We start from the raw sequence: 12,937 nt of genomic DNA, 5'->3' as shown, positions 1-12,937 counted from the left end.
GATTCCCGGCACTTCTTACAGAGCGACACCCCGCCGCGCCCGGGTGGCCGGCCCGCCGAAGGACCCCGGCGGGCCGCCGCTGCGCATCTCCGGTTGCGTGTCCGGCAGATCGCCGAGCAGGATCCCGCCGAGAACCGCCCCGGCGACCCCGCTCGCGTGCTCGGGCCGCCCGCCGTACGGGTTCCCGTGCGCCCGGACATCCCGCTCGGCCAGCTCACGGGCCTGCCGTGCGAAGACGTCCGCCTCCACCGGGTCCCGGTCGAGCAGTCGCCCGGCCTCCGCCAGCCGGGTCCGGGCCTCGGCACCCACCGCGCCCCGGTGCGTGGTGACGAAGTCGGCCGCACCGGCGGTGGCACCGCGCGCGACGAGCACAACGGCCCCGGGAACCGTCCCGAGTGGCCCGACAGCCCCCACGACCCGGCGCAGCGCCTCCAGAGGGTCATGGGCCCCGTGGGACCCCTCCTGTACCTCTTCCCGTACGGCGGCCAGCGTGGCCTCGGCCCGGGTGACATGCCCCGCCAGCTCGCCGGGGGGCACCTCGGTCGCCGTACCGTCGGCCAGCCGCTCACGTGCCTCCACGACCGCCGCCTCGGCCTCGTCCAGGGCCTCCGGCAGTGCCTGTGCGGCGGCGGCCAGTGCGGACGCGAGCCGGTCGACGCCGTGCACGAACACCTCGGCCTGGGCGATCGCTCCCTCGGCGGCGCGCAGGTGCAGCACAGCCCGGTCCGTGTCGCCCAGGTCGGTCGCCTGGCGGGCCCGGTTGAGCCCGGTCGTGGCGAACACGAGCCGGTCCTTGGCCTGTTCGACCTGGCCGGAGACCAGGAGCGAGGCGGTCGGCGCGTACCGTTCGGCCAGCTCGGAGAGGGTGGCCTCGGCCGCCCCCGTACGGCCGGTCAGCTCCCGGAAGCGCGCCTCGGCGAATTCCAGCGACCCGCCCAAGTCCCGTTCCAGGGCGCGCAGTTGGTCGAAACCGGCGGCCTCCGCGTCCAGTCGCCGACCCGCGTCCACACACCGCGCGACGATCTCGTCGAGGGTTTCACGTGAGGCCTCGGTCGGCTTGTCGTCGTAGGTCTGGCGCAGTTGGAAGGCGGCCGACAGCTCGGCCTCGGCGTACCGCACGGCCTCCGTGAAGGGCGCGACCGCCTCGGCCCCGAACCGCCCCTCCACGAAGCCGAGTTCCTCACGGCTGGTGCGTACGCAGTCGTCGGCCGCGACCAGCGACTTGCGGGCCTGCCGGTCGAGTGCGAAGGCGGTGGGCTGCGCGACAGGAGCCAGGGCGGCGGAAGCCGTGCGGGTCCTGGTACGGCGTCTGCGGCGGGCGTAGCCGTACGCGGCCACCGCGATCGCCGTGCCCGCCACCACGAGGGGCAGGACCAGGTCACCGGCGGACGTCTCGTCCTCCGGGGCCACGGGAGCGGCGGCGGTCGCCGCGCTGCCGACCGCCGGCACCGGCTTCTCGGGCCCGGCCGTCATGCCGGGCAGCAGCAGCCACATCACCCCGATCACCGCGCCCAGCACGGCATGGGCCACGCGCACGGGTATGTGGGACGCGGCTCGCCGTGGCCGGCCCCTGGTAAGGGAGGGCGTCACATTTGTGAGCGTATGGGGATGATCGCGGTCCCGCGACCGGGGTGGGGCGGGGGTGGCGGGAGAGGGGCAGTGGGTAGGATTTTCGCAGACGTGTTCGAAGGGGGCGGGGGATGCACTGGTTCATAGTGGGGACGGCCGCACTGCTGCTGGGCGGCCTGGTCGTGTGCGGTGCTGTGGCGACGAGAACCGGCTGGCTGCTGCCGTGGCTGCGACGCCGGGTCCTGCGGCCCGAACTCTGGGGCTACGGAACGATTTCCTTCGGCACGGGCCTGCTCCTGATGATGTCGTACGGGTCGTTGGGCGTGTTCGACAGTTCCTCGGGCCCCGTCGACGGCGCGTTTCTCGCCAGCATGGTGCTGATGGCGGCGGGCGGCTACCTCCAGGCACTGTCCACGCGCCAACGCCTCGACGGATGACCGGCATGCCCCGCAGAGAACTCACCGTCACCGACCTCGCCCCCCTCACCCGCGCCGCCCTCGGCCCGTCCCGCACGCTGGCCGGGGTCACCCGGGTGCGCGGCGGCAGCAAGAAGGGCGTCTACCGGCTCGCCCTCGACGACGGCACGACGGTGATCGCGTACGTCTGGTCGCCGGACGAGGACCTCTGGGACGCCGGGCCCGTCGACCACCGCGACCCCCTCGCCCACGCCACGGGTCTCGACCTGTTCACGGCGTCGCACGACCGCCTCACGGCCGTCGGCGTCCGCACGCCCCGCCTCCTGTACGCCGACCCGACGCACACCCACCTCCCGGCGGACGCGGCGGTCGTCGAGGACGTACGGGGGCACCCGGGCGGCGGCAACCTGGAGGTGCTGCTGGAGCGCGACCCGGAGACCGGCGCCCGGGTCCTGGACCGGCTGGGGACCATGCTCGCCGCCCTGCACAGCACCACCGGACCCCGCCTCGGAAAGGTCGGCCTCGTCGACAAGGGCGGGGTGTCCCACGGGAGTTCGTGCGAGCAGATCATCACCGACCGCGCGCTGTACGACCTCGACGACCTCGTCGTACGACAGCCGCGAGCCGCCGCCCTTCAGCACGAACTGGCGTCTCTCGTACGGCACTTGGCGGCCGAGGTGCGCCCCCGCCCCGGCCCTCTCTCCCTCATCCACGGCGAACTCGGCCCGGACCACGTCCTGGTGACCCCGGACGGCGAACCGGCGCTCATCGACATCGAGGGCCTGCTGTACTTCGACGCCGAGTGGGAGCACGTGTTCCTGCGCCAGCGGTTCGGGACGCTGTACGAGAGCCTGGCCGCCCCGGACCTCGACCCGCACCGCCTGCGCCTCTACCGGCTCGCCATGCACCTCTCCCTGGCCACCGGCCCGCTGAGGCTGCTCGACGTCGGTGCGTTCCCGGACCCCGCCTTCATGCGCGGGATCGCCGAACACAGCCTCGAACAGCTCATGAACTCCCTGAACGCCTCCTGATCTTCGAGCCCAGCCACACCAGCGGGTCGTACTTACGGTCAACTGCCCTTTCCTTCAAGGGGATCAGCGCGTTGTCCGTGATGTGGATGCCCTCGGGGCACACCTCCGAGCAGCACTTGGTGATGTTGCAGTAGCCGAGGCCGTGTTCGTCCTGGGCGGTCTTCTTGCGGTCCAGGCCGGACTCCGCCGCCGCGTCCAGAGGGTGCATGTCCAGTTCCGCGACCCGCATCAGGAAGCGCGGGCCGGCGAACGCGGGCTTGTTCTCCTCGTGGTCGCGGACCACATGGCAGGTGTCCTGGCACAGGAAGCACTCGATGCACTTGCGGAACTCCTGCGAGCGGTCCACGTCCTCCTGCATCATCCGGTACTCACCGGGGCCCACTCCCTCCGGCGGCACGAAGGACGGCACCTCGCGGGCCTTGTCGTAGTTGAAGCCGACGTCGGTGACGAGGTCCCGGACCACGGGGAAGGCCCGCAGGGGAGTCACGGTGATCGTCTCCTCCCGGGTGAACACCGACATCCGGGTCATGCACAGCAGCCGGGGACGCCCGTTGATCTCCGCCGAGCACGAACCGCACTTGCCCGCCTTGCAGTTCCAGCGGACGGCGAGGTCGGGGGCCTGGGTCGCCTGGAGCCGGTGGATGATGTCGAGGACGACCTCGCCCTCGTTCACCTCGACCGCGAAGTCCTTGAGCCCACCGCCCTTCACGTCACCGCGCCACACCTTGAAACGGGCCTCGTAGCTGCTGCTCACTCCGCTGCTGCTCACTCGTAAAGCTCCTCGTCGGTGAGGTACTTGACCAGCTCCTCTTTCTCGAAGAGGGCGAGCAGGTCGGGGCGGACGGGTTCGGTGGTCTCGCGGGTGAGGGCGATCAGGCCGCCCACCTGGTCCGTGGCCGCCAACCCAGCGGCGGGATCGAGGAGTTGGCACAGCAGGTTCACGTTGCGCCACTCGCGGTCCATCGTCGGATGGTCCTCACGGGTGTGGCCGCCGCGCGACTCGGTGCGCTCCAGCGCCGCCCGGGCCACGCACTCGCTGACCAGCAGCATGTTCCGCAGGTCGAGGGCGAGATGCCAGCCCGGGTTGAACTGGCGGTGCCCCTCGACTCCGGCGCGGTGGGCCCGTACCCGCAGCTCGGCCAGTTTCTCCAGCGCCTGCTCCATCTCGCCCTCGCGGCGGATGATGCCGACCAGGTCGTTCATGGTCTGCTGGAGTTCCTGGTGGAGGGTGTACGGGTTCTCCGGCGGGCGCCCGTTGTCCTCGCCGGGGGCCGGGCCCTCCGCCGAGAAGGGGCGCAGCGCCTCTGCCGCCGCCTCGTCGATCTGGGGGTCGTCCACGGGTGGGCGGGCGGCGAGCGTGTTCGCGTACTCCGCCGCGTGCAGCCCGGCCCGGCGGCCGAACACGAGCAGGTCGGAGAGGGAGTTGCCGCCGAGCCGGTTGGAGCCGTGCATCCCGCCCGCGACCTCGCCGGCCGCGAAGAGGCCCTGTACGTTGCGCGCCGCCGCGGTGTCGGACTCGACCGCGATACCGCCCATCACGTAGTGACAGGTGGGCCCGACCTCCATCGCCTCGGCGGTGATGTCGACGTCCGCCAGCTCCTTGAACTGGTGGTACATGGACGGCAGTCGGCGCCGGATGACCTCCGCCGGCATGCGTGTGGAGACGTCCAGGAAGACGCCGCCGTGCGGGGAGCCGCGGCCCGCCTTGACCTCGGAGTTGATGGCGCGGGCCACCTCGTCGCGGGGGAGCAGTTCGGGTGGCCGGCGGTTGTTGTCCGCGTCCTCGTACCAGCGGTCGCCCTCGGCCTCCGACTCGGCGTACTTCTCCTTGAAGACGTCCGGGATGTAGTCGAACATGAACCGCTTGCCCTCGGAGTTGCGCAGCACCCCACCGTCACCGCGCACCGACTCCGTGACGAGGATGCCCTTGACGGACGGCGGCCAGACCATGCCCGTCGGGTGGAACTGCACGAACTCCATGTTGAGCAGCGGCGCCCCCGCGAGCAGCGCCAGCGCGTGGCCGTCGCCCGTGTACTCCCACGAGTTCGACGTCACCTTGAAGGACTTGCCGATCCCGCCGGTCGCGATGACGACGGACGGGGCTTCGAGGACGAAGAAACGGCCGGTCTCACGCTCGTAGGCGAAGACACCGGAGACCCGGTCGCCGTTCTTCAACACCCGGGTGACCGTGCACTCCTGGAAGACCTTCAGGCGGGACTCGTAGTCGCCGGTCTCCTTCTTGTCCTGCTGCTGGAGGGAGACGATCTTCTGCTGGAGGGTGCGGATGAGTTCGAGGCCGGTGCGGTCACCGACGTGCGCCAGCCGCGGGTACTCGTGGCCGCCGAAGTTGCGCTGGGAGATCCGGCCGTCCTTCGTACGGTCGAAGAGGGCGCCCCAGGTCTCCAACTCCCAGACCCGGTCCGGCGCTTCCTGCGCGTGCAGCTCCGCCATCCGCCACTGGTTGAGGAACTTGCCGCCGCGCATGGTGTCGCGGAAGTGGACCTGCCAGGCGTCGTGGGAGTTCACGTTGGCCATGGCGGCGGCGATCCCGCCCTCGGCCATCACCGTGTGCGCCTTGCCGAACAGCGACTTGCAGATCACCGCCGTACGGGCGCCGCGCTCGCGTGCCTCGATCGCGGCCCGGAGTCCGGCGCCGCCCGCGCCCACTACGACAACGTCCCATTCCTGGCGGTCGACCACGGACATTAAAACAACCTCGGATCGTCGAAGGCGCCGGAAGCGACCAGGTACACGTAGAAGTCGGCGAGCGCCACGCTCACCAACGACGCCCAGGCGAGCAGCATGTGACGGGCGTTCAGTTTTCCGACCCACTGCCAGGCGCGGTAGCGCACGGGATGCTTGGAGAAGTGTTTGAGCTTGCCGCCGACGATGTGCCGGCAGGAGTGGCAGGAGAGCGTGTACGCCCAGATCAGCGTGATGTTGAGCAGGAAGACCAGGGTGCCGAGGCCCATGTGGCCCCACTCGTAGTGCTCGTCGCGGAAGGAGAGCACGGTGTCGTAGGTGAGGATGCCGGCGACCACGAGGGCCGCGTAGAAGAAGTACCGGTGCATGTTCTGGAAGACGAGCGGGAAGCGCGTCTCGCCGGTGTACTTCTTGTGCGGCTCGGCCACCGCGCAGGCGGGCGGGGAGGCCCAGAAGCCGCGGTAGTAGGCCTTGCGGTAGTAGTAGCAGGTCAGGCGGAAGCCCAGCGGGAAGATCAGGATGATGATCGCGGGCGAGATGCCCCACCAGCTCCCGAACAGGTCGGCGTTGGGGCCGTTGCGCATGGGCGCGCAGTTGTCCGCCAGACAGGGCGAGTAGAACGGCGAGACGTACGGCGCCGCGTAGTAGTCGGCGTTCGCGAACGCCCGCCAGGTCGAGTACACGATGAAGGCGAGCAGCCCGGCGGCCGTCGCGGCGGGCGCCAGCCACCAGCGGTCGGTCCGCAGGTGCGGGGCGTCGATGGCGGCGCGCGTACGGTCGCGTACGCCGCCGCCTTTCGGCTGGGGTTCCGTGTCAGTGGCCAAGGAGAACTCCGGTCAGGGGGCGTGCCGGTCGCGGGCACCGAGGCCCTCGTCGTCCGAGTCCGTCCACAGGCTGTTGTCGTACGGGGTGTCGGGGATGGACACGAGGTCGGGGCGCTGGGGTTGCGCGAGCCCGGGGGCGGCCTCGCGGAGCAGCGCGAGGCTCTCGCGCAGGTGGTTCGCGTCGCTGCGGAGGCGGCGTAGTTCGAGGCCGCCTTTGCCGATCTGCTGTTCCAGGCGGCCCATCGACCGGAACAGGTCGTCGAGACAGCGCTGGATGGACGTCAGTTCGTCGTTCACGGACATGACGTGACCTCACTTCCGTAGGCCGGGGCCTTGGACGGCAACGTTCATGCGCCTGAGAGTGTTGCGCGTCACACCTTCCGGTGGGAAGGGATGTGCACCGATTGGCCGAGGCGTATGGGTGCATCCCGCGGTGCACTGCGCCGCACGGGTGGGCTTCCCGGCCGTCGTCGCCGTGTCGCCGTCCGTTGCCGAACCCTTTCCTCTTCAGTGGCCGGATACATGCGATCAGCTCCATATACCGCCAAAAGTGATCATAACGCCCGCGGCTCCCGGAGGTAAGCAGATGTCCCACCACGGCGTCGGACTGCGCGCGGTCACGCGCTCGGTCGCCTTCCTCACCGCCGGCGTGCTCGCCGTGCCCGTACTCAGCGCGTGCAGCGGCGAGGAGGACGAGGTGAGCAGGCCGCTCGCCGGGCAGGACATCGCCCCCGCCGCCCGCGCCGAACTCGCCGACGGCGGCACCCTGCGCTGGGCCGTGGACTCCCTGCCCCAGACGCTCAACACCTTCCAGGCGGACGCCGACGCGACGACCACCCGCATCGCCCAGGCGGTGCTGCCGTCGATGTACCGGCTCGACGTCAACGGGCGGCCGGTGCGCAACGCCGACTTCCTGGAGTCCGCCAAGGTCGTGGAGACCGAGCCCAAGCAGGTCGTCCTCTACAAGCTGCACCAGCAGGCCGTGTGGAGCGACGGCCGGGAGATCGGCGCCGCCGACTTCGCCGCCCAGTGGCGTGCCCTGTCCGGCAAGGACTCCGCGTACTGGACCGCCCGCAACGCCGGGTACGACCGCATCGAGAAGGTGCAGCGCGGTGCGAACGACCTCGAGGTCAAGGTCACCTTCAGCCGCCCGTACGCCGACTGGAAGTCGCTCTTCTCGCCGCTGTACCCCAAGGACGTCATGGGCACCCCGGACTCCTTCAACGACGGGGCGCGGCGCAAGCTCAAGGTCACCGCGGGGCCGTTCCACCTCAAGAAGATCGCCAAGGCCGACGGAGACGTCGTCCTCGTACGCAACCCGCGCTGGTGGGGGCGTACCCCCCGGCTCGACGGGATCGTGCTGCACGCCGTACCGCGCGACAAGCGCGCCGAGGCGCTCGCCGCCCAGAAGGTGGACGTCGCCGAGATCGACCCCGCCGAGGCCGAGCGCATCGTGCTCGCCGCCCGCGGCAAGTCCACCCCCCTCCAGGGCCCCGGCGCCGCGCTGACCCCGGGCCGCGCCCTGCGTTCCTGGGCCCTCGCGCACGGCTCCGACAAGGAAGCCGCCAAGGTGGAGACCAGCGCCCGGCGCAAGCAGCGCGACGCCTTCACCAGGCAGACCGAGCAGCAGCGGGCGCTGAGCGCGTTCGAGGTGCGCAAGTCCCTCGAACCCGCCTACACCCAGCTCGCCCTCAACGGCGCCGACGGCCCCCTCGCCGACGAGCGCGTCCGCCGCGCCGTCGCCCGGGCCCTGGACCGCGAGGAGATCGCCGGGCTCGTCCTCAAGCCGCTGGGCCTGCCCGCCGTACCGGTCGGCAGCCATCTCGCGCTCTCCGGGCAGGCCGCCTACGCCGACAACAGCGGCGCGCTGGGCGGCCAGGACACCGACGAGGCCGAGGCGCTGCTCGCCGACGCCGGGTGGGTGGAGGGCGGCCCGCTCGGCAAGCAGCAGAAGAAGGAGATGGAAAAGGAAGGGGAAAGGGGCGAGAAGGCGGCCGGGGGCGAGGGGAAGAAGTCCGGCCCCGACAAGTCCGCCAAGCCCGCAAAGCCCGCCAAACCCTCCGCCTCATCCTCCGCCTCCGCCAAGGAGGACGACGGGACCTACGTCGTCGGCGGCGACGACGACAAGCCGTACGGCGAACCCGTCCGTGAGGAGCGTCCGGACCGCGGGGAGAAGAAGAGCCTCGCCCAGGACGGCAAGCAGTACGTCCGCAAACACCCCGAGCAGGGCGGGGCGCCCGGTGCGTACGCGCCCAAGGGCACCGCTGCTCCGGCCGGGGCCGCCGCCGGGGCGCTCGCCAAGGACGGCAAGCCGCTGACCTTGCGCTTCGTGCTGCCCTCAGGACCCGGATCGGCCACGCTGCGGGCGGTGGGGGACCGGATCGCGCGAATGCTGGACCGGGTCGGAATCCGCACCGCCGTCACCAAGGTGTCCGACGACAGCTACTTCAAGGACCACATCGCCTCCGGGCAGTACGACCTGGCGCTGTACTCGTGGCCCGCGTCCGCCTTTCCCGCCACCGACGCCCGGCCCATCTACGCCAAGCCGGTGCCCGCCGCCGACGGGTCGCTCAACGTCGAGCAGAACTACACCCGCGTCGGCACCGATCAGGTCGATCACCTCTTCGACCAGGCGATCGCCACCCTGGACGAGCGCAAGTCGGCCTCCCTCGTGCGCAAGGCCGACGCCCGGATCTGGGCGGCCGGCGGGTCCATCCCCCTCTTCCAGCGGCCCCAGCTCACAGCCGTGCGCAAGACCGTCGCCAACCTGGGCGCCTTCGGTTTCCAGACACCCCTCTACGAGGACATGGGCTTCCTGAAGAAGGGCGCCACGTCGGGCAGCAAGCCCTCCCCCCGACCGTGACGGTCGCCTCACCCATACGGCCCGGCGAGCCCCCGCGCCCAAGGGCCCGTACCATGGGGTAAGGCCGTGGCATGTTCAGCCCGGCAGGGTCCGCGTAACACAGATGTACGCGCAGGCCATCCACTCAAGCCGGGAGTACGCCGCAATATGGCCACGCGCCACGACATCCGCAACGTCGCCATCGTCGCCCACGTCGACCACGGGAAGACGACACTGGTCGACGCCATGCTGAAGCAGGCCGGTGCCTTCGCCGCGCACGCCGCCGAGTCGCTCGACGACCGCATGATGGACTCGAACGACCTGGAACGTGAGAAGGGCATCACGATCCTCGCCAAGAACACGGCGGTGAAGTACCACCCGAAGGACGGGGGGGACGTCATCACCATCAACATCATCGACACCCCGGGCCACGCCGACTTCGGCGGCGAGGTCGAGCGCGGTCTGTCGATGGTGGACGCCGTGGTGCTGCTCGTCGACGCCTCCGAGGGCCCGCTGCCCCAGACCCGGTTCGTGCTGCGCAAGGCGCTCCAGCAGCGGCTGCCGGTCATCCTGTGCATCAACAAGACCGACCGCCCGGACTCCCGGATCGACGAGGTCGTCAACGAGACGTACGACCTCTTCCTGGACCTGGACGCGGACGAGGAGCAGATCGAGTTCCCCATCGTCTACGCGTGTGCGCGTGACGGTGTGGCCTCGCTGACCAAGCCGGCGGACGGCAGCGTCCCGGCCGACAGCAACAGCCTGGAGCCGTTCTTCTCCACGATCCTGTCGCACGTCCCGGCCCCGGAGTTCGACGAGGCCGCTCCGCTCCAGGCGCACGTCACCAACCTGGACGCGGACAACTTCCTCGGCCGTATCGCGCTGCTCCGCGTGGAGCAGGGCGAGCTGCGCAAGGGCCAGACCGTCACGTGGATCAAGCGTGACGGCACGATGTCCAACGTCCGCATCACCGAGCTGATGATGACCGAGGCGCTCACCCGCAGGCCCGCCGAGATGGCCGGACCGGGTGACATCTGTGCCGTCGCCGGTATCCCGGACATCATGATCGGCGAAACCCTCGCCGACCCCGAGAACCCGATCGCGCTGCCGCTCATCACGGTCGACGAGCCGGCGATCTCCATGACCATCGGCACGAACACCTCGCCGATGGTCGGCCGCGGCGGCACCGGCAAGGGTGCCGAGAACAAGGCCGTGGTCAAGGACCGCAAGGTCACCGCCCGGCAGGTCAAGGACCGTCTCGACCGCGAGCTGGTCGGTAACGTCTCGCTGCGGGTCCTCGACACCGAGCGTCCCGACGCCTGGGAGGTCCAGGGCCGTGGTGAGCTCGCGCTCGCCATCCTGGTCGAGCAGATGCGCCGCGAGGGCTTCGAGCTGACCATCGGCAAGCCGCAGGTGGTCACCCAGGAGATCGACGGCAAGGTCCACGAGCCCGTCGAGCGCATGACGATCGACGTGCCCGAGGAGCACATGGGCGCGGTCACACAGCTCATGGGCGTCCGCAAGGGCCGGATGGACAACATGTCCAACCACGGTTCGGGATGGGTGCGTCTGGAGTTCGTCGTACCGTCCCGCGGCCTCATCGGCTTCCGTACGGAGTTCCTGACCGGTACCCGTGGCACGGGCATCGCGCACTCCATCCACGAGGGTCACGAGCCGTGGTTCGGTGTGCTGACGACCCGTAACAACGGTTCGCTGGTCGCCGACCGCGCGGGTGCCGTCACCGCGTTCGCGATGACGAACCTCCAGGAGCGCGGTGTGCTGTTCACCGACCCCGGCACCGAGGTGTACGAGGGCATGATCGTCGGCGAGAACTCGCGCTCCGACGACATGGACGTGAACATCACCAAGGAGAAGAAGCTCACCAACATGCGGTCGGCCTCGGCCGACACGTTCGAGGCGATCGTCCCGCCGCGCAAGCTCTCCCTGGAGCAGTCCCTGGAGTTCTGCCGCGACGACGAGTGTGTCGAGGTCACCCCGGAGGCGGTTCGCATCCGCAAGGTGAGGCTGGACGCCCGCGAGCGCGCCCGCTCCGCGAGCCGCGCCAAGCACGGCTGATACGACGTCAGAGAACCCGGTTCCCCGCAGGTGGGGAACCGGGCTTTCGGCGTGCTCGTGATGTCCTGCGCGACGCTCTGACAGCACCTCGGTATGGCCACGGCAAAAACGGGTGCGCTTCCCTGTCGGCGTCCTGTTCGTGGGCTGTGCCACGCTGTTCGGATACCGGTGAACCAACGATCAAGTTTCGGACATGTAAACGGAAATCCATCCCTTTATGTCCGTTTGGTGGTTTTGCTGTTTGATGTGTCAAGCGCGCGTAGGTGTCAATCTTTGCAATTTTTGCTCAAAATTTCGACGGTAGGGAGATCCCTATGTCTTCCGGCCTTGACGCGCGTTGACTTACTTGGCGAAAGTTCCCCCAAACCACAGAACCCGCCGGTATCCGTGCTGCGCTCAACTCTCCAACCCCCCGGGGGAAGAACACACATGACCAGTCCAGCCAAGGCTGAAGGCTCCGGGCCCTCGATCGCCTTGGACCCCGAGCTCGATACGAACACCGAGCCCGCCAAGGGTGAGAAGAAGCTTGAGGGCCGTTCCCCCGGGCAGTTGATGTGGCAGCGCTTCAAGCGTGACCGTACCGGTGTCGTCTGCGCGTGCGTAGTGATTTTGTACTTCGTCATCGCGCTCGCGGCCCCTCTGCTCACTCAGCTCAGCGGGACGAACCCCTACACGCTGTACGGCCAGGACCCCACGTACGCGGACCGCCCCATCCTGGATGAATTCGGGCTGCCGCTGGGCTACTTCGGCGGTGTCTCGGGGACCCACTGGTTCGGTGTGGAGCCGCAGTACGGACGTGACCTGTTCGCCATGCTGATGTACGGCATGCGCACCTCGCTGTTCATGGCGCTGGGCGTGACCGTGCTGCTCATGGTCACCGGCATCGTCATCGGTCTGGTCGGCGGCTACTTCGGCGGTCGTACCGACTACTGGATCGGCCGGGTCACGGACTTCTTCCTGTCCTTCCCGTCGCAGCTGTTCTTCATCGCGTTCATGCCGGTCGTCACGGCCTTCTTCGTCGACCCGCAGGAAGAGACCCCCACCTACTTCCGCGCGCTGGCGATCCTGCTCGTGCTGTGGCTGCTGGGCTGGATGGGCATGTCACGGCTGGTGCGCTCCACGGTGCTGTCCCTGCGTGAGCGGGAGTTCGTGGAGGCGGCCAAGGTCTCCGGGGCCTCGCCCTGGCGGATCATCCGCAAGGAGATCCTGCCGAACGTGGTGTCGCCGATCCTGGTGCAGTTCACGTACCAGCTGCCCAGCACCATTCTCACCATCGCGTTCCTCTCCTTCGCCGGTGTCGGGTTCGTCGAACCGACTCCGGACTGGGGGCGGCTGTTCGCCGCCGCCTCCGACTACGCCAAGCAGGATCCGGCGTTCATGTTCTTCCCGGGCACGGCACTGGTGATCTTCGTCCTGTGCTTCAACCTCCTCGGAGACTCCGTTCGGGACGCGTTCGACCCCAAGTCCGGACGCTGA

The 12,937-nt window shown here is 69.6% G+C and carries 10 protein-coding genes; 5 read left to right on the top strand and 5 right to left on the bottom strand.

Annotated elements, in window-relative coordinates; translation table 11 throughout:
- Positions 1–15: 15 nt before the first annotated feature.
- Complete coding sequence (locus ACH4TV_RS09985) at positions 16–1,530, bottom strand: hypothetical protein (RefSeq protein ID WP_398396121.1); 1,515 nt, start codon at positions 1,528–1,530, stop codon at positions 16–18.
- 170 nt (positions 1,531–1,700) lie between these two features.
- On the opposite strand from ACH4TV_RS09985, the gene ACH4TV_RS09980 reads away from it, so the two are divergent.
- A complete protein-coding gene (locus ACH4TV_RS09980) occupies positions 1,701–2,006 on the top strand; it encodes a hypothetical protein (RefSeq protein ID WP_398396120.1) in 306 nt (101 codons plus the stop codon).
- Complete coding sequence (locus ACH4TV_RS09975; protein ID WP_398396118.1) at positions 2,003–3,016, top strand: phosphotransferase family protein; 1,014 nt, start codon at positions 2,003–2,005, stop codon at positions 3,014–3,016. Before ACH4TV_RS09980 ends, ACH4TV_RS09975 begins: the two co-directional genes overlap by 4 nt.
- On the opposite strand, the gene ACH4TV_RS09970 is transcribed toward ACH4TV_RS09975, so the two are convergent.
- From ACH4TV_RS09970 to ACH4TV_RS09955, 4 genes are read right to left on the bottom strand one after another with little or no spacing between them, the layout of a single operon-like run.
- Positions 2,991–3,785 carry a succinate dehydrogenase/fumarate reductase iron-sulfur subunit gene (locus tag ACH4TV_RS09970; protein ID WP_398396116.1) on the bottom strand — a complete coding sequence of 265 codons (795 nt, stop codon included), beginning with the start codon at positions 3,783–3,785 and terminating at the stop codon, positions 2,991–2,993. The genes ACH4TV_RS09975 and ACH4TV_RS09970 overlap by 26 nt on opposite strands.
- Entirely contained in the window at positions 3,782–5,722 is a 1,941-nt protein-coding gene (locus ACH4TV_RS09965; RefSeq protein ID WP_398396115.1) for a fumarate reductase/succinate dehydrogenase flavoprotein subunit, read from the bottom strand. Before ACH4TV_RS09965 ends, ACH4TV_RS09970 begins: the two co-directional genes overlap by 4 nt.
- Positions 5,722–6,543, bottom strand: a complete 822-nt coding sequence (locus ACH4TV_RS09960; protein ID WP_398396113.1) for a hypothetical protein — start codon at positions 6,541–6,543, stop codon at positions 5,722–5,724. The genes ACH4TV_RS09965 and ACH4TV_RS09960 overlap by 1 nt, the downstream gene beginning before the upstream one ends.
- Positions 6,544–6,555: 12 nt before the next feature.
- A complete protein-coding gene (locus ACH4TV_RS09955) occupies positions 6,556–6,846 on the bottom strand; it encodes a hypothetical protein (protein WP_398396111.1) in 291 nt (96 codons plus the stop codon).
- Between the two features lie 283 nt (positions 6,847–7,129).
- Between ACH4TV_RS09955 and ACH4TV_RS09950 the strand changes: the two genes are divergently transcribed.
- The 3 genes from ACH4TV_RS09950 to ACH4TV_RS09940 all read left to right on the top strand — a co-directional run bounded on the left by ACH4TV_RS09950 (position 7,130) and on the right by ACH4TV_RS09940 (position 12,937).
- Positions 7,130–9,406 carry an ABC transporter family substrate-binding protein gene (locus tag ACH4TV_RS09950; RefSeq protein WP_398396109.1) on the top strand — a complete coding sequence of 759 codons (2,277 nt, stop codon included), beginning with the start codon at positions 7,130–7,132 and terminating at the stop codon, positions 9,404–9,406.
- 147 nt (positions 9,407–9,553) lie between these two features.
- On the top strand, positions 9,554–11,461 hold the full coding sequence (gene typA, locus ACH4TV_RS09945) for a translational GTPase TypA (RefSeq protein WP_398396107.1): 1,908 nt from the start codon (positions 9,554–9,556) through the stop codon (positions 11,459–11,461).
- Positions 11,462–11,890: 429 nt separating this feature from the next.
- Positions 11,891–12,937 carry an ABC transporter permease gene (locus tag ACH4TV_RS09940; RefSeq protein WP_398396105.1) on the top strand — a complete coding sequence of 349 codons (1,047 nt, stop codon included), beginning with the start codon at positions 11,891–11,893 and terminating at the stop codon, positions 12,935–12,937.

Source organism: Streptomyces sp. NPDC020898, from assembly GCF_044333925.1.
Taxonomy (GTDB): Bacteria; Actinomycetota; Actinomycetes; order Streptomycetales; family Streptomycetaceae; genus Streptomyces.
Note: the sequence above shows the minus strand (reverse complement) of the source record. Positions and strands in the feature narration are given on the sequence as shown.

Excerpts from the sequence above, each read along its gene's own strand:
- ACH4TV_RS09980 (WP_398396120.1), top strand. The coding sequence starts at position 1,701 with ATGCACTGGTTCATAGTGGGGACGGCCGCACTGCTGCTGGGCGGCCTG.
- ACH4TV_RS09975 (WP_398396118.1), top strand. The coding sequence starts at position 2,003 with ATGACCGGCATGCCCCGCAGAGAACTCACCGTCACCGACCTCGCCCCC.
- ACH4TV_RS09965 (WP_398396115.1), bottom strand. The coding sequence starts at position 5,722 with ATGTCCGTGGTCGACCGCCAGGAATGGGACGTTGTCGTAGTGGGCGCG.
- ACH4TV_RS09955 (WP_398396111.1), bottom strand. The coding sequence starts at position 6,846 with ATGTCCGTGAACGACGAACTGACGTCCATCCAGCGCTGTCTCGACGAC.
- ACH4TV_RS09950 (WP_398396109.1), top strand. The coding sequence starts at position 7,130 with ATGTCCCACCACGGCGTCGGACTGCGCGCGGTCACGCGCTCGGTCGCC.
- typA (WP_398396107.1), top strand. The coding sequence starts at position 9,554 with ATGGCCACGCGCCACGACATCCGCAACGTCGCCATCGTCGCCCACGTC.
- ACH4TV_RS09940 (WP_398396105.1), top strand. The coding sequence starts at position 11,891 with ATGACCAGTCCAGCCAAGGCTGAAGGCTCCGGGCCCTCGATCGCCTTG.